At 60.3% G+C, this 18,241-nt stretch carries 16 protein-coding genes; 10 read left to right on the top strand and 6 right to left on the bottom strand.

Going from position 1 to position 18,241, the window contains the following annotated elements; all coding sequences use genetic code 11:
* The first annotated feature begins 50 nt into the window (after positions 1-50).
* The gene (locus PMI09_RS15905; RefSeq protein ID WP_007796058.1) at positions 51-959 is read left to right on the top strand and encodes a helix-turn-helix domain-containing protein; all 909 of its coding nucleotides are present in this window, start codon (positions 51-53) and stop codon (positions 957-959) included.
* A 21-nt stretch (positions 960-980) separates the two neighbouring features.
* Here the strand turns inward: PMI09_RS15905 and PMI09_RS15900 are convergent, their stop codons facing one another.
* Positions 981-1,889: a LysR family transcriptional regulator gene (locus PMI09_RS15900; RefSeq protein ID WP_007796055.1), complete on the bottom strand. Its 909-nt coding sequence runs from the start codon at positions 1,887-1,889 to the stop codon at positions 981-983.
* Between the two features lie 117 nt (positions 1,890-2,006).
* Between PMI09_RS15900 and PMI09_RS15895 the strand changes: the two genes are divergently transcribed.
* The 4 genes from PMI09_RS15895 to PMI09_RS15880 all read left to right on the top strand — a co-directional run bounded on the left by PMI09_RS15895 (position 2,007) and on the right by PMI09_RS15880 (position 6,307).
* Complete coding sequence (locus PMI09_RS15895) at positions 2,007-3,842, top strand: IlvD/Edd family dehydratase (protein ID WP_007796052.1); 1,836 nt, start codon at positions 2,007-2,009, stop codon at positions 3,840-3,842.
* A gap of 236 nt (positions 3,843-4,078) precedes the next feature.
* Positions 4,079-5,239, top strand: coding sequence for a fumarylacetoacetate hydrolase family protein (locus PMI09_RS15890; protein ID WP_007796049.1), 1,161 nt, complete (start codon positions 4,079-4,081; stop codon positions 5,237-5,239).
* A gap of 114 nt (positions 5,240-5,353) precedes the next feature.
* Entirely contained in the window at positions 5,354-5,626 is a 273-nt protein-coding gene (locus tag PMI09_RS15885) for a hypothetical protein (RefSeq protein WP_007796046.1), read from the top strand.
* A 228-nt stretch (positions 5,627-5,854) separates the two neighbouring features.
* Positions 5,855-6,307 (top strand): helix-turn-helix domain-containing protein, encoded by a 453-nt coding sequence (locus PMI09_RS15880; RefSeq protein ID WP_037083281.1) that lies wholly within the window; start codon positions 5,855-5,857, stop codon positions 6,305-6,307.
* A gap of 66 nt (positions 6,308-6,373) precedes the next feature.
* On the opposite strand, the gene pepT is transcribed toward PMI09_RS15880, so the two are convergent.
* Positions 6,374-7,606, bottom strand: coding sequence for a peptidase T (gene pepT, locus PMI09_RS15875; protein WP_007796041.1), 1,233 nt, complete (start codon positions 7,604-7,606; stop codon positions 6,374-6,376).
* Between the two features lie 249 nt (positions 7,607-7,855).
* Here pepT and PMI09_RS15870 point away from each other — a divergent pair, with 249 nt between their 5' ends.
* Positions 7,856-8,110, top strand: a complete 255-nt coding sequence (locus tag PMI09_RS15870) for a YMGG-like glycine zipper-containing protein (protein ID WP_007796039.1) — start codon at positions 7,856-7,858, stop codon at positions 8,108-8,110.
* A 60-nt stretch (positions 8,111-8,170) separates the two neighbouring features.
* Here PMI09_RS15870 and PMI09_RS15865 read toward each other — a convergent pair whose 3' ends face one another.
* Genes PMI09_RS15865 through PMI09_RS15850 form a run of 4 tightly spaced genes read right to left on the bottom strand, consistent with a single transcriptional unit; the run spans position 8,171 to position 12,224 of the window.
* On the bottom strand, positions 8,171-9,013 hold the full coding sequence (locus PMI09_RS15865; RefSeq protein WP_007796035.1) for an ABC transporter permease: 843 nt from the start codon (positions 9,011-9,013) through the stop codon (positions 8,171-8,173).
* A 2-nt stretch (positions 9,014-9,015) separates the two neighbouring features.
* Positions 9,016-9,894, bottom strand: coding sequence for an ABC transporter permease (locus PMI09_RS15860; RefSeq protein ID WP_007796033.1), 879 nt, complete (start codon positions 9,892-9,894; stop codon positions 9,016-9,018).
* Positions 9,891-10,991 carry an ABC transporter ATP-binding protein gene (locus PMI09_RS15855; protein WP_037083232.1) on the bottom strand — a complete coding sequence of 367 codons (1,101 nt, stop codon included), beginning with the start codon at positions 10,989-10,991 and terminating at the stop codon, positions 9,891-9,893. Before PMI09_RS15855 ends, PMI09_RS15860 begins: the two co-directional genes overlap by 4 nt.
* Before the next feature lie 57 nt (positions 10,992-11,048).
* The gene (locus PMI09_RS15850) at positions 11,049-12,224 is read right to left on the bottom strand and encodes an extracellular solute-binding protein (protein WP_007796027.1); all 1,176 of its coding nucleotides are present in this window, start codon (positions 12,222-12,224) and stop codon (positions 11,049-11,051) included.
* Positions 12,225-12,431: 207 nt separating this feature from the next.
* Here PMI09_RS15850 and PMI09_RS15845 point away from each other — a divergent pair, with 207 nt between their 5' ends.
* The 4 genes from PMI09_RS15845 to PMI09_RS15830 all read left to right on the top strand — a co-directional run bounded on the left by PMI09_RS15845 (position 12,432) and on the right by PMI09_RS15830 (position 18,235).
* Positions 12,432-13,154 carry a GntR family transcriptional regulator gene (locus PMI09_RS15845; protein WP_007796025.1) on the top strand — a complete coding sequence of 241 codons (723 nt, stop codon included), beginning with the start codon at positions 12,432-12,434 and terminating at the stop codon, positions 13,152-13,154.
* 44 nt (positions 13,155-13,198) lie between these two features.
* Positions 13,199-14,386: a mannonate dehydratase gene (gene uxuA, locus PMI09_RS15840; RefSeq protein ID WP_007796022.1), complete on the top strand. Its 1,188-nt coding sequence runs from the start codon at positions 13,199-13,201 to the stop codon at positions 14,384-14,386.
* Between the two features lie 479 nt (positions 14,387-14,865).
* Positions 14,866-17,160: an FdhF/YdeP family oxidoreductase gene (locus PMI09_RS15835; protein WP_007796019.1), complete on the top strand. Its 2,295-nt coding sequence runs from the start codon at positions 14,866-14,868 to the stop codon at positions 17,158-17,160.
* 241 nt (positions 17,161-17,401) lie between these two features.
* Positions 17,402-18,235 (top strand): formate/nitrite transporter family protein, encoded by an 834-nt coding sequence (locus PMI09_RS15830; RefSeq protein WP_007796015.1) that lies wholly within the window; start codon positions 17,402-17,404, stop codon positions 18,233-18,235.
* The last annotated feature ends 6 nt before the right edge of the window (positions 18,236-18,241 follow it).

Genomic DNA, 18,241 nt, shown 5'->3' with positions numbered 1-18,241 from the left:
AACGCGGCTAGACTATCTGGAAGGGAGCCGCTGTCTCCTAAAAAGGGAACATGGATTTGGCGGAAAGTAAGATCGTAAGGCGGGCTGTCTATCAGCCGGGAGCAAGCAGTATCGAAGGGTTGCCGACGGCCCTTCAGATGTTTCACAACCACCCGCCAGTCATGTTGATGCCGCATTGGCATGTACAGGTTGAAGTGAACTACATCATGCAGGGGAGCGTCCACTATCGCGTGAATGGTTGCGAAATCACCATGCGGGCGGGCGACATGTGCCTGTTCTGGGGCGGGCAGCCGCACCAGATGGACGATTGCTCCGAGGACGCGATCTATGCCGGCGGGCATCTTCCGCTCGTCTACTTCTTCCGCATGCGCCTGCCGATCAACATTTCCAGCCGCCTGATGAAGGGCGAGATCCTGTTCACCTCGGCAACCGACGCCGCCGACCGGGAAAACTTTCCACGCTGGGTGCGCTACGCCAAGTCAGGCGACCCTGCCAAGGCGCAGCACGCCGTCGACGAGATGATGTTGCGGGTGGAGCGAATCGCACTGGAGCCCTATTCCATGATTCCGACACTCGGGCCGACCGATGCTGACGATATCGAGCAGTGCTATCCGCAATCCTCGCGCAGTGTGGCGCGCATGTGCGACTTCATCGCCGTCAACTTCCTACAGGAAATTGATTCGGTCGATATCGCTCGTGCGGCCGACCTTCACCCGAAATATGCGATGAACCTGTTCAAGAAGACGACCGGCATGACGCTCAGCAAATATGTCAATCTGCTGCGCCTGTCGCGCGCGCAAGCGATGTTGATGAACGACGAGGCAAACGTGTTGCAGGTCGCAATGGACAGCGGATTCGGCTCGATCAGCGCCTTCAACAAGTCGTTTCGCCATATTGCGGGCATGTCACCTTCCGATTTCCGCCGCGATGCGCGCATGGTCACGCAGTATGCGCCTTAGGCTGTTGGAGGCGGCGCCGCATTAAGGGTTTCGCGTTGTGGCAAACACATTGTAGACAAGCTCGGCGGAGGCAGACAGTTCGCGTTCCTTGAGTTTGACGAGGCCAAAACCTGGGACGGAGATATCGCCCTCTATCTGCAGCGCCTTAACGAGACCATGCCGCTCGAGCAGGGCTGCCACGGGCTCGGCAAAGATGCCGAGCCGCTGGCTCTGCAATATCAGCAACATGGTCAAAAGCGCATCGGAAGTCGAAACGACGCTTGCTGGCACGATGCCGTGACGACGGATGAAATCATCGATGACCTGTCGAAGGAACGAGCCATGCGGCTGGAGCACCCAGCTCAGGTGCCTGAGATCGTCCTCGGTGACGACAGGCTTGGCCGAGAGCGGGTGATCCACGGCCACGATGACACGCAGCGTCTCCTGGCCGACCGGCAGATAGTCGAACCAGAGTGGGTTCATGCCACTTGGAATGCGGCAGACGGCAAAGTCGAGCCTTCTGTTCAGCACATCCTCGAGAAGCACGTCGCTGCTGCCAACGGAGATGCTGATGTCGATCGTCGGGTGGGTTTCGAAGATCCGTTTCAGCGCAGGGGCAACGTAATCGGCTGCCGGCGTCATGATCGTGCCGAATGCCACGCTGCCGCCCTGCCCGGCAGCTGCGACAACCATTTCATATTCTGCGCGTTGTGCTTCGGAGATCAGCATTTTGGCGTGGCGAACGATCACTTCGCCCTGAGGGGTGGGGACGAGGCCACGATTGTGTCGTTCGAAGAGCTGGTGCCCAGACATTTGCTCCAGCTCATTGAGGGTTCTCGACAGGGCCGGTTGCGAGATGCCAAACATTTCGGCAACGACGCCGAGCTTGCCGTGCTCGCTGAGCGCCACGAGCATCTTCAGGTGCCGCAGTCTGAAACCATCTAATCCCACGATTGCCTCACTCGATATAAGATATTTGCATATCAAAATGCGAAAGACTGATTATACATTCCTGTATCGATCAGCTAAGTGCATGACAACAGCGGCTTCAAAGCAAGGAAATTCATCGTGGTTGAGAAAAATCCCTCCCCGAATCAGAACGCAGTTCAAGAGCAGGACGGATCGCGCCAGCTTCGCTCCAAGGCCTGGTTCGACAATCTGGCAAACCCCGACATGACCGCGCTCTACCTGGAGCGTTACATGAACTTCGGTCTGAGCCAGGAAGAGCTGCAGTCGGGAAGGCCGATCATCGGTATCGCACAGACTGGCTCGGACCTGTCGCCGTGCAATCGTCACCATATCGAGCTTGCCAAGCGCGTTCGCGAAGGCATTCGTGACGCTGGCGGTATCGCCATTGAATTCCCGGTGCATCCGATCCAGGAAACCGGCAAGCGCCCGACCGCCGGTCTCGACCGCAACCTCTCCTATCTCGGCCTTGTCGAGGTTCTCTACGGCTATCCGCTCGACGGCGTAGTCCTGACGATCGGTTGCGACAAGACGACGCCGGCCTGTCTCATGGCCGCGGCCACCGTCAACATTCCGGCGATCGCGCTCTCGGTCGGTCCTATGCTGAACGGCTGGTTCCGCGGCGAGCGTACGGGCTCCGGCACAATTGTCTGGAAGGCCCGCGAAATGATGGCGCGCGGCGAAATCGACTATCAGGGCTTCGTCAAGCTCGTCGCATCCTCCGCACCCTCGACCGGCTACTGCAACACGATGGGCACGGCGACGACAATGAACTCGCTTGCCGAAGCGCTGGGCATGCAACTGCCGGGTGGCGCGGCAATTCCGGCCCCCTACCGCGACCGTCAGGAAGTTTCCTATGAAACCGGCCTTCGCATCGTCGAGATGGTGCGCGAAGACCTGAAGCCGTCCGACATCCTGACCAAGGAAGCCTTCATCAACGCGATCAAGGTCAACTCCGCAATCGGTGGTTCCACCAACGCGCCGATCCACCTGAACGCTCTGGCACGCCATGTCGGCGTTGAACTGACGGTCGACGACTGGCAGACCTACGGCGAGGAAATTCCGCTCCTCGTCAACTTGCAGCCGGCCGGCGAATATCTCGGCGAGGACTACTACCATGCCGGTGGCGTTCCTGCCGTGATGGGCGAACTGATCAAGCATGATCTCCTCAATACAAGTGCGATGACCGTCAACGGCAAGACTGTCGGCGAGAACTACACAACGGCGACGATCGAAGACGACAAGGTCATTCGCCCGTTCGAGCGACCGCTGAAGGAGCGTGCCGGCTTCCGCGTCCTGCGCGGCAATCTCTTCTCGTCCGCAATCATGAAGACGAGCGTGATCTCGCCTGAATTCCGTCAGCGTTACCTCTCCAACCCGAACGATCCAGAAGCCTTCGTTGGCCGCGCGGTCGTCTTCGACGGACCGGAAGATTACCATCACCGCATCGACGACCCGTCGCTGGCGATTGACGCCTCGACGATCCTCTTCATGCGCGGAGCCGGCCCGATCGGCTATCCGGGTGCAGCCGAGGTCGTCAACATGCGCGCCCCCGACTACCTCTTGAAGCAGGGCATCACCGCGCTGCCCTGCATCGGTGACGGTCGTCAGTCCGGCACCTCTGGCTCCCCCTCCATCCTCAACGCTTCGCCGGAAGCGGCAGCTGGCGGTGGGCTCGCGCTGCTGAAGACCGGCGACCAGGTTCGCATCGACCTCAAGAAGGGGACGGCCGACATCCTCATCAGCAACGAGGAGCTTGCCGAACGGCGCAAGGCGCTCGAGGCAGCCGGTGGTTATGTCTATCCGGAGAGCCAGACGCCCTGGCAGGAAATCCAGCGTACCTATGTCGGTCAGATGGAAACCGGCGCCGTGCTCGAGCCCGCCGTCAAGTACCAGCGCATCGCACAGACCAAGGGTATCCCGCGCGACAACCACTAAGCCGCCGGCGTGCAGTAGTGCACGTTACGTGAGCCACGGCTGATCATGCACAATGGGCGCGTTGCCAACTCCGGCACCGCGCCCTTTTTCATTTTCGAAACGAGGTCGAGATTGATTGGTTTTGACCTTGCCGACGGGCATCTATTGTGGTCGATTTCCCCGCGCCGTCGGGTTGGAGGGCGGCTGGTTCGTTTTGATTTTGAGCGCCTCCATCGCTCGCGTGACGGAACACATCGATGTCTTACACTCTTCTGGACGCTGTCGCCGCTGGCGGCTTGTTTATCGGTCGTGCCTGGAACCCTGCTGTCCGAGGTCCATGCGTCGTGGTGGTTCGGGATGGCCATCTGGTCGACATCACCTCCAAGACCGTGCCGACGTTGAGCGCACTGCTGGAGCAGGTCGACCCGGCTGCCTTCGTGCGCGCTGCGCGCGGTCCTGTGCTCGGCGCGCTCAAGGAAGTCGACGCCGTTGGTATCGGAACGCCTGACCCGTCTCGCGTCCATCTGCTTGCTCCGGCCGACCTCCAGGCGATCAAGGCCTGTGGGGTGACATTCGCTCAGTCGATGATCGAACGCGTGATCGAAGAGAAGGCGGCCGGAAATCCAGATCGCGCCGCCGCGATCCGCGAGCGCGTCAGTACGCTGATCGGCGGTAGCCTCAACAACCTGAAGGCAGGCTCGCCGGAAGCCTTGAAGGTCAAGCAGGCGCTGATCGAGGAAGGCATGTGGTCTCAATATCTCGAGGTTGGCATCGGACCGGACGCCGAGGTGTTCACGAAGTCACCGGTGCTCTCGTCTGTCGGCTGGGGCGCCGATGTCGGCCTGCATCCGATCTCGAGCTGGAACAACCCGGAGCCCGAGATCGTGCTTGCCGTCAACAGCCGCGGCGAGATCAAGGGTGCAACGCTTGGCAACGACGTCAATCTGCGTGACGTCGAAGGCCGTTCGGCGCTGCTCCTCGGCAAGGCAAAGGACAACAATGCGTCGTGCTCGATCGGTCCATTCATTCGCCTCTTTGATGAGAGCTATAGCCTCGATGAGGTCCGCAGGGCGGAACTCGATCTCAAGGTTACTGGGACAGATGGATTCATCCTTCACGGAAAGAGTTCGATGTCGAAGATCAGCCGAGATCCGTGCGACCTCGTCAAGCAGACCTGCGGGCCTCACCATCAGTACCCCGATGGCTTCATGCTGTTCTTGGGGACGCTGTTTGCCCCGACACAGGATCGTGACGCACCAAACCAGGGGTTTACCCACAAGGTGGGCGATGTCGTCGAAATTTCGTCGGCGGGCCTCGGCTCGCTCGTCAATACCGTGCGGCTCTCGACCGAGTGCTCTCCCTGGACTTTCGGTATCACCGCGCTGATGGCAAATCTTGCAAAGCGGGGCCTGTTATAGGCGTTGGGCAAGCGTTGCGGCGGACCTGCTGAATTCTTGCGCCAGACGGCATCTGTTCCGGCCCGATTGATTGCATATATGCTTCAGGAATGAAACAAAACGGTCGAGGGTACCATGAAGAAGGCCCTTGCGTTGATTGGTGTCCTCGCACTTGTCGGGTGCACGACGAAGGACTTTTCTTCGCCGGGTCTCGATCCGATCCCGGGCAGCGTCACCTATGGCGGCCAGCCGCGCACCAAGTTGACGAAGTCCCCGCCCGGGTCGACCTTCCCGCACAACTTCATTGATCAGTGGGGCCGGCAGATCGATGAGACCTACATGATACAACCTGACAGGTCGCTGAAGATCGTGCACAGGGAAATCCGGCCAATTCGCTTCAAGCGTTGACCGAGTGCTTCGGCGCATCCAGCACGGTCGCCGTCGACCTAAGGTCTGGTTGCAGTGCTGTTCTACCTTGTTGCGGTGAGTGTCTGATTTCTGCCAGATGATATTACGCAGGTCGTATGAACTAACAATTGAATTTGGTCGACGGCTAATACACATTTCATGAGAGTGCTGTATACCGGAGGTCGAGCGATGATCGCGACACCAGCCCGGCTCATGGAAACATTGACGATGAATGCAAAGACGCCGAATGCCATCGATACCTATGTCGGTTCTCGCGTGAGGATGCGCAGACAACTGCTTGGTCTTAGCCAGGAAAAACTGGCCGATCAGATAGGTGTTACATTCCAACAGGTGCAGAAATACGAAAAAGGTCTGAACCGGATCGGTGCCAGCCGACTGCAACGGATTGCCGAGGTACTGAGCACGTCTCCGAGCTTCTTCTTTCAAAAGGACGACTCCGAGCCACGGAGCTTGGCCGGATCTGAAATGACTGTCGCGGCCGACCCCGTTGCCGAATTCCTGCATTCGAAGGAAGGCCTCGCCCTCAACCGCGCTTTCCTGCAAATCACCGATACTCAACTGCGCGAAAAGATTGTCGCCTTGGTCAAGGCGATGGCGCAGGCTCAGGAAGGACGCGACATTGCGACGGGGCGGTCGAAACCGGGCGAGACTTTCGCCTGAGTGGGATACTGCCGCACGGGTGAGATTGCGACCCGCTGGTTGTAAGCGTACAGTCTTCTGCGCCGCTTACGCCCGCTCCTCCCATACCTTCGCGAGTTCGACGAGCGTGGCTACGGCCTTCTCCATGTCCTGCCTGCTGATCCATTCGCGCGGCGAGTGAAAGGCATGGCCGCCAGCAAAGATGTTCGGGCATGGCAATCCCATGAAGGATAGACGGGAACCGTCGGTTCCGCCTCGGATACTGCCCCGGACTGGCGACATGCCGGCTCGCCGAATAGCTTCCACAGCGTTCTCGACAATCTGAGGGTGGCGATCGAGCATGACCTTCATATTGCGGTACGTCTGCTTGACGAGAAAGGTATAGGAAGAACCGGGATAGTCAGTCATGATCTCGCGCACCAGTGCTTCGAGATGTTTCTCCTTGTCGATGAGACCGGCTTCCTCAAAGTCGCGGACAATGAGGCTGACAGCCGCCCTTTCCATCGAGCCGGTGACGCCGGTCGGATGAATGAAGCCTTCTCGTCCTTCGGTCGTCTCTGGTGCGGCATTCCTCGGCAACCGGTCGATGATGGCGCCTGCGATCTTGATCGCATTCTCCATCTTACCCTTCGCAAAGCCCGGATGGATGGCGACGCCCTCAATGGTGATCTCGACGCCATCGGCCGAAAATGTCTCGTCTTCGATGTGCCCGGCGGTTTCGCCGTCCATCGTATAGGCAAACTGCGCGCCAAGCTTCGCCAGATCGACCTTGTCGACGCCACGGCCGATCTCCTCGTCCGGCGTGAAAAGCAGCTTGATGGTTCCGTGCCTGATGTCGGGATCGTCCACGAGGATTTGCGCTGCCGTCATGATCTCGGCAATGCCTGCCTTGTCGTCAGCGCCGAGCAGCGTCGTTCCGTCGGTAGTCACGATGTCGTTGCCAATCTGGTCATTGAGAGCTGGATTGTCACTGACCCGAATGACCTGCTTCCTGTCACCGGAAAGCTGAATGTCGCCACCCTGATAGTTGTGCACGATCTGCGGCTTCACGTTCGTCCCGGTGAAGTCGGGAGCGGTGTCCATGTGCGAGCAGAAGCATATGACCGGAACCGCTTTATCGACATTCGAGGGAACGGTCGCATAAACGTAGCCATGCTCGTCGAGATGAGCATCGGATAGGCCGATTGCCAACAATTCGTCGACCAGCAAACGCCCCAGGTCCTTCTGTTTCATGGTCGACGGCTGTGTCGATGATGCCGAATCCGACTGGGTATCGATGACGACATAGCGAAGAAAGCGATCGAGGACGGTTTCGGTCATGGCAGGTCCATTCAATGTTTTTGCGTCGCCCCGGTATAGCCGTCGAGGACGCGTTGTGAACAGAAGTATTCGGGCGCTGACGAGCGCATTTAACAACAAATGGTTGTCTTTGCGCGGTCCCGTGTGAAGCCAAGGTGACGAAGCGGCCGCCGGAGGGAGGGCCACGTCGGACCTAAGTCCGATGGAACCTTGGGGCAGCGGACTTAGTTCCTACCCGGCAAACCAATAATACAATCGCAGGAGTAGCGGATGAGAAAAATTATTCTAGTTGGCGCATTTATGGGTGCATTGGCGTCATGCACAGCCACCGAAAAGGGAACCGCAATCGGTGCCGGTACCGGCGCCATCATCGGCGGCGCCGTCAGCAACAGCTGGGGAGGCGCAGCCATTGGCGCCGTGGCGGGCGGTGTTGCAGGCGCTCTGATTGGACGCTCAACCGAACGTCGTGGCTATTGTGTTTATCGTGACCGATATGGCCGCACCTATGAGGCGCGCTGCCGATAGCCGGAGCCGCCAACCGACCGCCTCGTTGCAAGAGGCGGTCTAATTCCTTGAGATTTTGAACTAGTGGGCGCTTTGCTGTTTCGCCCTCGCTACGATCTGCGTCGGGTTCACGAACTGCAAAGCGAGAACCAGCCAGAACAATGTCGTGATCATGTAGACCACCGCCATCGCATCAATCGACTGACCCGCGCGAACGCCCGACGCAAAGACGGCGTAGTAGAGCGACACCACCAGCGTTTGCGTCGTCGGCCCGGCAATCAGGAAGGTCAGCTCGAACATTGCGATGGTGCGCACCAACACAAGCAGCAGTGCAGCCAGCATCCCCGGCAGAAGCAACGGTAGCAAGATGCGCAGGAAGAGGCTCGTCGTTCCTGCACCAAATACCCGTGCGGCCGCTTCGATACGCGGGTCGATCTGTTCGATGAAGGGGATCATCACCAGCACGACGAAGGGCAGAGACGGGACAACGTTGATCAGCACGACGCCCCAAAACGTGCCGCCGAGCCCAAGCTGATAAAGGACGGTTGCGAGCGGAATGCCGTAAGTCAGCGGCGGGATAAGCAGAGGCAGCAAGAACAAAAGCACGACCAGACGCTTTCCGGGAAAGTCGCGCCGCGCCAGTGCATAGGCGGCCGTGATGCCCAAGATTCCGGACATGATGACGACGGTGAAGACTATCTCGAACGTGACAAGAACCACGCTGGAGAGCTGGAATTCCTTCCAGGCACTGAAATACCAGCGTGTCGTCCAGCCGACCGGTAGCCATGTGCCAAGCCAGCGCGTCGCCAAGGAGTTGACGATGACGGCCGCGATGACAGCAAGCAGATTGAGGACAAAGAGGATGGCCAGCGCCCAAATGGCAAAGCGCCAGATCTTCGAGGTGAGGCCCTGATCTCGGATCATGACTAGCCTTTCGTGCCGCCGGTCGGGCCGCGGTAGAAGAGTGAGCGTGTGGCCAAAACGGCGAGCACGACGACCAGCTCCACGCCGCCCATGATGAGCGCGATCGCCGAACCGAGGGAATGATCATATTGCTCGAAGGCTGCCTGATAGGCGGCAATCGAAATGACGCGCGTTGGGCCTGCAGGCGCCCCAAGAAGAACGGCGGAGGGGAACACTGCGAAGGCCTGCACAAAGGCCAGGCAGAAGGTGACTGCAAGCCCAGGGACGAGAAGCGGCAGAAAGACACGGAAGAACCGTTGGCGCGGTCCCGCGCCCAGCGTCGCCGCGGCCTGCTCGATGGCCGGGTCGATGCCGGTCACGTAGGACAGCGTCAAAAGGAACGCGAAGGGAAAGCCGGTGATCAACAGCGAGGCAAACACGCCCCAGTAATTGTTGGTCAGCTTCACCGGTGCGTCGAGAATGCCGAACATCAATAGCGTGTGATTGAACCAGCCGCGCGGCCCGAGAAACGTCAACAGGCCGTCCGCGACGAAGACAGTACCAAGGGTGATCGGCAGGACAAGAATGGTGGTTAACAGCCGCTGTCTGCGCATCAGGCGCACACGTAGCGCGACCGGCACGGCGAAGGCGAGGTTGATGACGGTCACCGGTAGCGCCAGCCACATGGTTGCAGCGATGGTCTGGTACTGGAATGGGTCACTAAAGAACTTTGCATAGTTGGCGTACCACGCGCCCTCTTTCGGCACGAGAGAATCGGCCACCCCATAAAGAAACGGATAGACAAACAGCGCGATCATGAAGAACAGCCCCGGCAACAGCAGGAGCGTCGTGCCATCGAGCCCCCGGGCGGCAAGCCGTATTTGCAACGACGGTCCGCTCATTGCGCCGCTCCCGCAAAGACCAGCGCCCGGCCGGCAGCCGGTTGCAGCCTTGTTGACGCTCCGCGCGCCAACGGCTCATCTGCCCGGAAATAGAGTTCCGAACCGTCCGTTGCCCGCGCCATGCCAAAGAAAGCACGACCGCGATATTCCATGCTGCTGACGGTTGCGGCGATTCCCTCGCCACTTGATGCGACAAGATCTTCCGGCCGGACAGACAGAATGGCTGCGTCGCCAACGCTGAGCGGCGACCGCATGGTGCCGACGAGCCGCGCGCCGGCGACCTCAATCTCGGCCTCATCGGTTGATACGCGTGTAATGCGGCCCGCAACGCGTGTCCGGAAGCCCATGAAATCCGCGACCTCGACGTTCACGGGGCGCTGGTAGAGATCCTGCGGTGAGCCGATCTGTTCGATATTGCCTTGGCTCATGACGACGATACGGTCGGCAAGCGACAGCGCCTCGTCCTGGTCATGCGTAACATAAATGGTCGTGGAGCCGATCTGGTCGTGGATGCCGCGAATTTCGGCGCGCATCTCTAGCCTTAGTTTCGCATCGAGATTGGAGAGCGGCTCGTCCATCAACACGATCGGGGGGCGAATGACGATGGCGCGGGCGATCGCGACGCGCTGCTGTTGGCCGCCGGAGAGCTGGCCCGGCAACTTGTCGGCCTGGCTTTCGAGACGCACCAGCGCCAGGGCATCGCGGATACGCTGGTCGGCTTGCGGGCCCTTTATGCCCTGCATGGCAAGACCGAATCCGACGTTCTTGCGAACGCTCATATGTGGAAACAGCGCGTAGCTCTGGAAGACCATGCCAAAGCCACGACGCTCGGGTTCGAGCTGGTCAATGCGTGTGCCGCCAAGGCGAATTTCGCCGCCCGTCAGTGCCAGCAGGCCGGCAATGCAGTTCAGCGCGGTCGACTTGCCGCAGCCGGATGGACCAAGCAGGGCCACGAACTCTCCCGGCTCGATCGCAAGATCTATGCCGTTCAAGGCGTTGAACGTTCCAAAAGCGCGACGCATCCCATCGAGTTCCAGGCGTGCGTTCTTGCGCGTCGGTGCGGCGGCATTCGAAACCGAGGTCAAACCAATCTCCATCTGCAGAATGAGGTTGCCGGCCCAAGACGCGATCCCGGGCCGGCTGATTTCTTTCGATCAGCCCTTCTTGGCGCCGATCTTCTCGTCCCAGATGCGGAAGGCTTCAACCAGCTGCTTCGGTTCCAGCGGAACCTCCAGGGGATTGTTGGCGATCCATTCGGCATATTCCGGCCGGCCGAATTCCTTGATCGTGTCCTGGCTTTCCTGCGGCGCCATTTCGAGGGTGACGTCCTTGACGGCAGGACCTGGGTAGAAATAGCCAGCATCGTAGGCGATCGCCTGCTGCTTTGGTTGCAGGATGTAGTTGAGGACGTCGATCAGCACGCCGATCTTCTCGTCCGACACGCCCTTCGGGATCACGGCGTAATGGGCATCGGTGACCCAATGGAAGCCATCGAGCTTCTGCACCTTCGCCTCAGCCGGCACGATGCCGAGCGCACGTGGATTGATGTCCCAACCGGTCGTCGAAACGACGATGTCGCGCGTCCCTTCGCCAAGCTCCTTCATCACCTGGCCGGTGCCGGTCGGATAGTACTCGATGTGTTCGCCGAGCGCCGCGAGATAGTCCCACGTCTTTGCCCAGCCCTTAGCGGGATCGCGTGGGTCACTGTCACCAAGGAGGTAGGGCAGGCCCATCAGGAAGGTACGGCCAGGACCGGAATTGGCCGGTCGGGCATAAATGAAGCGGTTCTTGTTTGCCTTCGCCCAGTCGAGCAGTTCCTGCGCGGACTTCGGTGGCGTAGGCACCTTGTCGGGCATGTATTCGATGAGCGGACCGGACGGGTAATAGGTGATGACGACGCCCTGATCCTTCGCAAGAGCCTGCATCTTGAAGGCTTGCGGCTGCAGGATCTGCTCGAGGTTGGGAAGCTTAGACTTATGTGCCGTAAGATCGATCCAAAGGCCCTGATCAAGACCGGCCGAAAGCGCGTCCGTGCCGGTCAAAACGAGATCGATGTCGACCTTGCCGGCCGCCTGCTGCGCCTTGATCTTGCCGGGCAGTTCCGGTGCCGGCGCCTTCGTGAAGGCAAAGCTGGAGACCCAGTCGGCCTTTTCCGAGGCATAGGCCTCGAACATGCCCTGCGTCAGCGCCAAGTTGCCGGCGACGTCCGCGATCGTGATGGTGACGGGGCTTGCCGGCTTCTTGGCCTGGGCAAAGACTTTCAGCGGCAACATGGTTGCGACGGCGGCGCCTGCCGCGGTGCCGACAAATGTTCTGCGGGTGACTTTCATAGTGTTTCTCCTCCTCTCGTTGCGGGACGCTGCAAATACGGTGCTAGGCGTCCACGGGCCAGTCGCTGCGGGACCGGAACCTTGTCTTTAAATGTGTGAAACCTCCTGAAATGATTGCCAAAAACACCGTTCCTCCTCGGCGTGCCTTGGCAGTCGCAATAAATTGATATACTAGTATGCACGATCAAGTCAACGTCAGGGTACGTTATGCAGGCAGCAGTTGTTTCCGTCCCGGCAGCCATGGCTTCCGAAGCCGACAGGCCGGTGAAGATCCGCCGCGTGACAACTGCCGACGCCATCTACGATCGGCTCTACGCGGACATTCTCGCTCTCCGGATGCCGCCCGGAATGCAGTTGCAGGAAAAGCGGATTGCGGAAGAATTCAACGTCAGCCGCACGCCGGTGCGCGAAGCGTTGCTGCGGCTGTCCGAGGGCGGGCTTGTTGATATTTACCCGCAATCCGGTACCGTGGTGTCGCAGGTGCCGGTCTCGGCGATCCCCGAGGCCGTGGTCGTTCGAAAGTCGCTTGAGGGCACAACGGTGGAGCGCGCGGCCGAGATTGCAACGGCAGCCGATATCGCCCGCCTGGATTCCATTATTTCGCGACAGAGATCGCTTGCCGCCCTTGGTGATACCTCGGCCTTTCACGAAGAGGACGAGGCCTTCCACGAGGCCATCGCCAGCATTGCCGGCTATCCCGGCATCTGGACAATTCTAAAGACCGTCAAGGTGCAAATCGACAGGGCGCGGCGTCTGACGCTGCCGGTTCTTGGCCGCATGGACAACGTCTTGCACGAACACGGGCTCATTCGCGACGCGATTGCAGCCCATGACGCTGAGATAGCGCGCGCGGCGATGATGCAGCACCTCAGTGCCGTCGTTCCCGATGTCGCCGAGCTTCGCAGCCAATATCCAGATTATTTCCGCTGAGCCGATCAGCCGACAACGCCAAAGAAGACCCCAAGGAGGTACACATGCGCCAAGGTTGGAGATGGTTCGGGCCGGAGGCACCTGTCACGCTTGATGAGGTGCGCCAGACCGGAGCCACCAATATCGTTTCGTCACTGCACCAGGTTCCGATCGGCCGCGCCTGGACTGAAGGCGAGGTGCGCGAGCGACAGGCCATGATCGAAACGACACCGCCCGGGCGCTCGCGCCTCGCCTGGTCGGTGGTCGAGAGCATCCCGATCCCCGATGCCGTCAAGCGCAATGGCGGACGCGCCAAGGCCGAAATCGAGGCCTGGATCGCCAGCCTTGAAGCTGTGGCCGCCTGCGGGATTCCGATCGTCTGCTACAACTTCATGCCCGTCGTCGATTGGACGCGCACGGACCTTGACCATGTGATCGATACCGGTGCCACCGCCATGCGTTTCGATCATGAGACGTTCGCCGCCTTCGATCTTTTCGTACTCCAGCGTGCCGGCGCCGAGCAGCAATACACCCCTGAGGACATGGCGCGTGCGCGCGACGTGTTCGATGCGATGAGCGAAGAGGAAGTCGCGGAGATCACCCGGATCATAACGTCCGCGCTGCCTGGCTCGACAACCGAGCCGCTGACGATCCCGCAGTTTCGTGAAAAGCTTGCCGCCTACGCCGGCATCGATGCCGCCAAGCTGCGCCAGCATCTGATCGAATTTCTCCAGGCAGTGACCCCGGCTGCGGAAGCTCGCGGTGTCAAGCTGACGCTGCATCCGGACGATCCGCCGCGCTCACTCTTCGGTCTGCCGCGCATCGCGTCGACTGCGGACGACTATGCCGCACTCTTCGAGGCGGTACCCTCTGAGGCAAACGGCATGTGCTACTGCACTGGCAGCCTTGGCGTGCGCGCCGACAATGACTTGCCGGCAATCGCTCGCCGTTTCGCGTCGCGTATCCATTTCGCGCATCTGCGTGCAACCAAGCGCGAGGGCGACGGCCGTACTTTCCATGAAAGCGCGCACCTTGAGGGCGACGTCGATATGGTTGCGGTTCTGAAGGAGCTTGTCGCCGAAGACCGCCGGCGTCAGGCAAACGAGACCATCGTGTTCCGCTCGGACCACGGCCATCGCATGCTCGATGATCTCAACAAGAACGTGACGCCAGGCTATCCCGCGATCGGGCGTCTGCGCGGCCTGGCGGAGCTTCGCGGCATACTCTACGCGCTGGGCGCGCCGCCGACATGAACCGTGGACTGGAATTACCTGCTGGTCTAGTCCGGCCAATACCTAAGTTTAGTTACGCGGCCTGCCGGACGGGGCTACCTTTCACCCGTCGCCTCAACCCCTCGATGAGGCGGGTAGCGTCCTCGCTGCTACCGGCTTCGGTGTCCCTCCCCTCCGCCGAGGCCGCGGATCCTCCCAAGGTCCGCTAAAGGCCGTCTCCATCCGCCCGGAGACGGCCTTCTCCCCTTGTGAGAGCCGCATCGGATTCAAGCGATAGAAGAACAGACATGGCTCGTATCCGGCCAAGGCAGGCGCACGGAGCGATATCGCGCACCAGATAGCTGGGGCCTGCGCTATTTTCATGTGCGGATACCGGGCCAACGATCGGCGCCCTATGCCTCTGTATAGTGTGCAACGTTCGCACGCGTTGCTAGGTTCTCGGCTGATGTGCACTCATCTGCGGCGTCCTGGTCGCCGCGCAGGATCGAAGGAGCTTCGACATGAAGGATCAGCGTCCAGAAGGCATCGAGCAATATGATCAGCCGGCCGGCGGCTGGGGCGCGCTCAAGGCGGTTGCCAAGACGCTTGCGCATCAGCAAGTCGTGGCGCAAGGCACCATGACGCTGCTGAAGGCCAATCAGCCGGAAGGGTTCGATTGCCCCGGCTGCGCCTGGCCGGATCCTAAGCACACTTCGTCATTCGAGTTCTGTGAGAACGGCGCCAAGGCGATCACCTGGGAATCCACGGCCAAGCGCTCAGGGCCGGAGCTCTTCGAAAACAATACGGTCTCGCAGCTTTGGAAGTGGACGGACCATGAACTAGAAGATGCCGGGCGGCTAACAGCGCCGCTGCACTATAACAGCCAAACCGATCGCTACGAGCCGATCGAGTGGGATGAAGCCTTCAAGCTGATTGCGGCTGAACTGAACAAACTCGACGACCCCAACAAGGCCGAGTTCTACACATCCGGTCGCACCTCAAATGAAGCGGCTTTCCTCTACCAGCTCTTCGTCCGCGCCTTTGGCACCAACAACTTTCCCGACTGTTCCAACATGTGCCACGAGGCAACCAGCGTCGGGCTTCCAATGTCGATCGGTGTCGGCAAGGGCACCGTGACGTTGGAGGATTTCGACGACGCCGATGCGATCTTCAGCTTCGGTCATAATCCCGGTACCAACCATCCGCGCATGATGACGACGCTGCACAATGCGTCGCGTCGCGGCGTGCCGATCGTCGTCTTCAATCCGCTGAAAGAACGCGCATTGGAGCGCTTCGCCGCGCCACAGGATCCGGTCGAGATGGTGACGCTGTCCTCCACGCCGATTGCCTCCGCCTATCACCAACTGCGCACCGGAGGTGACCTTGCGGCGCTGAAGGGCATGATGAAGGCGGTGTTCGAGCGCGATGCCGCCGACATCGCTGCTGGCGGCTCCGGTGTGCTCGACCGTAGTTTCATCAAGGAGCACACAGTCGGCTTCGACGTCATGCGCGCGGATGTCGATGCCACCAGCTGGGGCCAGATCGTCGCTGTCAGCGGCCTTACGAAGAATGCGATCGAGAGTGCGGCCGACGTCTACGTGAAAGCCAAGAATGTGATCGTCTGCTATGGCATGGGCATCACCCAGCATGCCAACGGCACGGGCAACGTGCAGCAGATTGCCAATCTGCTGCTGCTGCGTGGCAATATTGGCCGGCAAGGAGCCGGGATTGCACCGATCCGTGGCCATTCCAACGTCCAGGGCGACCGCACTGTCGGGATCACCGAAATTCCAAACAAGGCGTTGCTTGACGGGATGGAGCGGGCATTCGGTTTTCGTCCATCCGGGGAGAAGGGCCACAATGCGATCGAGGCGGTGGAAGCGATCATCGCCGGTGAATCGAAGGCGCTGATTTGCCTCGGCGGCAATCTCGCCGTCGCCATGTCCGATCCGGAATCCACCTGGCGGGGAATGCGCAAGCTCGATCTTGCAGTCCATATTGCCACCAAGTTGAACCGCTCGCATCTCCTGACGGCAAAGACGTCGCTCGTCCTGCCCTGCCTCGGCAGGACCGACCTCGACACGCAGGCCTCCGGCCCGCAGGCGGTGACCGTCGAAGATTCCATGTCGATGGTGCACGCCTCTCGAGGCTTCCTGAAACCCCCGAGCGAGGCTTTGAAATCCGAGCCCGCCATCGTCGCCAACATCGCCAAGGCGACGCTCGGCGATCGGTACGGCATCGACTGGAACGGGCTGATTGCAGACTATGACCGGATCCGTGAGAAGATCGAGGTGGTCTTCCCCGACTTCCACGACTTCAATAAGCGTGTGCGTGCGCGCGGGGGGTTCCGCCTTGATGTCGCCGCCTCCTTCCGTCGATGGAACACGAAAAGCGGTAAGGCAAACTTCCTTGTCGCCCCAGGTCTTGACGAAGATCCGCTGATCAAGAACCCGGACGCTCTGGTCCTGACGACGATCCGCAGCCACGACCAGTACAACACCACGGTCTATGGCCTGAACGATCGCTATCGCGGTGTCTTTGGTCGCCGCGACGTGATCTTCATGAACAGGGATGATCTCGCCCGTCTTGGTCTCAAGGACGGTGACCGGATCGACATTCGCGGCCTCGTCGGGGCTGGCCAAGCAACGCACCTCGTGCGTGGCTTCACGGCGGTGGAATACAACATCCCGAAGGGGTCGGCTGCCGGTTACTACCCGGAGATGAATGCGGTCATGTCTCTGCGCCACTATGACCGGCTCTCGGGAACACCGTCCTACAAGGGTGTGCCTGTGATGGTCACCGCTAGCAACAGCTGACCCATCACCGACTTTGCCAGATCCAACTCCGGCGTCGCAGATGCCGGGGGACTGTTGCCGACCGGCGGCGACACGCCGCCTTCGCTCTGCCTTTCGCGGCTGTGACGCTGGCCTAGGCTAGACCTTCCTCTCACCCACCTACACTTACGTATGGTTCAACGCTGCGCCGCGTGCGACTAGCCTTCCTCCATCAACCAGCGAAGCGCTCGGCCCGGTCCGGGCAGGATGCGAGGATTTCGTCATGTACCAGGATTCCATCACAAATTTCGCCGAGTCAGGCGAACACAAGGCGCTCATTGTCCGTACGCAGTTCTTCGCGTTCCTGATTGGAGCGGCGATGGCCGGTGCCTATATCGGCTTCGGCGACATCCTCATGTACACCGCCGGTGCGCATGCCGATCCTGCCTGGGCCCATCTCGTTATGGGCGTGGTCTTCTCCTCGGCCCTGACGATCGTCGTGTTTGCAGGCTCCGAACTCTTCACCGGAACGGCCATGTATATGCCGCTCGCGGTGCTGACGGGACGCGCGCGCCTTTCGGACGTGCTGCTCGTCTGGTGTAGCGCGTGGATTGGCAACCTGATCGGTGCGGTGATCCTCGCCGCCCTCTTCCACATGGCAGGCGGCGGCGTACTGCTGGGCGATGGAAGCCAGGCGTTCTTTTCAGCCGTTTCGGCAAAGATGTCGGCAAGCTCCGAAGAGCTTTTTGCCCGCGGAATCCTGTGCAACTGGCTGGTCTGCCTGGCAATCTGGATGGCCGGGCGCACCGATAACGCCGCGGCCAAGATCATGCTGATATTCTGGCCGATCACGATCTTTGTCGCGGCCGGATATGAGCACTCCGTCGCCAACATGTTCACCTTCTCCATGGCGCTGATCGGCGATCATCCCGCAAATATCACACTTGCCGGTGCGATCCACAATCTGGTCTGGGTTACGTTTGGCAATCTGATCGGCGGCTCGGTCTTCATGGCACTGGGCTATTGGGCGCAGTTCCACAGCAGCGGGCACGTTTCATTTGTTCCGGCACCCGCGACTGTCCGCGCAAAGATTTCCGCCAACCGGAACGACAAGTGAGGGTCG

Origin of the sequence: Rhizobium sp. CF122, from assembly GCF_000282035.1 — a bacterium.
Lineage (GTDB): Bacteria > Pseudomonadota > Alphaproteobacteria > Rhizobiales > Rhizobiaceae > Rhizobium.
This window is presented reverse-complemented; position numbering and strand designations above follow the sequence as displayed.

Bases quoted from the DNA above. Each gene is read 5' to 3' on its own strand.
- PMI09_RS15905 (WP_007796058.1), top strand. From the start codon at position 51: ATGGATTTGGCGGAAAGTAAGATCGTAAGGCGGGCTGTCTATCAGCCG.
- PMI09_RS15890 (WP_007796049.1), top strand. From the start codon at position 4,079: ATGTCTTACACTCTTCTGGACGCTGTCGCCGCTGGCGGCTTGTTTATC.
- PMI09_RS15885 (WP_007796046.1), top strand. From the start codon at position 5,354: ATGAAGAAGGCCCTTGCGTTGATTGGTGTCCTCGCACTTGTCGGGTGC.
- PMI09_RS15880 (WP_037083281.1), top strand. From the start codon at position 5,855: ATGAATGCAAAGACGCCGAATGCCATCGATACCTATGTCGGTTCTCGC.
- pepT (WP_007796041.1), bottom strand. From the start codon at position 7,606: ATGACCGAAACCGTCCTCGATCGCTTTCTTCGCTATGTCGTCATCGAT.
- PMI09_RS15870 (WP_007796039.1), top strand. From the start codon at position 7,856: ATGAGAAAAATTATTCTAGTTGGCGCATTTATGGGTGCATTGGCGTCA.
- PMI09_RS15865 (WP_007796035.1), bottom strand. From the start codon at position 9,013: ATGATCCGAGATCAGGGCCTCACCTCGAAGATCTGGCGCTTTGCCATT.
- PMI09_RS15860 (WP_007796033.1), bottom strand. From the start codon at position 9,894: ATGAGCGGACCGTCGTTGCAAATACGGCTTGCCGCCCGGGGGCTCGAT.
- PMI09_RS15855 (WP_037083232.1), bottom strand. From the start codon at position 10,991: ATGGAGATTGGTTTGACCTCGGTTTCGAATGCCGCCGCACCGACGCGC.
- PMI09_RS15850 (WP_007796027.1), bottom strand. From the start codon at position 12,224: ATGAAAGTCACCCGCAGAACATTTGTCGGCACCGCGGCAGGCGCCGCC.
- PMI09_RS15845 (WP_007796025.1), top strand. From the start codon at position 12,432: ATGCAGGCAGCAGTTGTTTCCGTCCCGGCAGCCATGGCTTCCGAAGCC.
- uxuA (WP_007796022.1), top strand. From the start codon at position 13,199: ATGCGCCAAGGTTGGAGATGGTTCGGGCCGGAGGCACCTGTCACGCTT.
- PMI09_RS15835 (WP_007796019.1), top strand. From the start codon at position 14,866: ATGAAGGATCAGCGTCCAGAAGGCATCGAGCAATATGATCAGCCGGCC.
- PMI09_RS15830 (WP_007796015.1), top strand. From the start codon at position 17,402: ATGTACCAGGATTCCATCACAAATTTCGCCGAGTCAGGCGAACACAAG.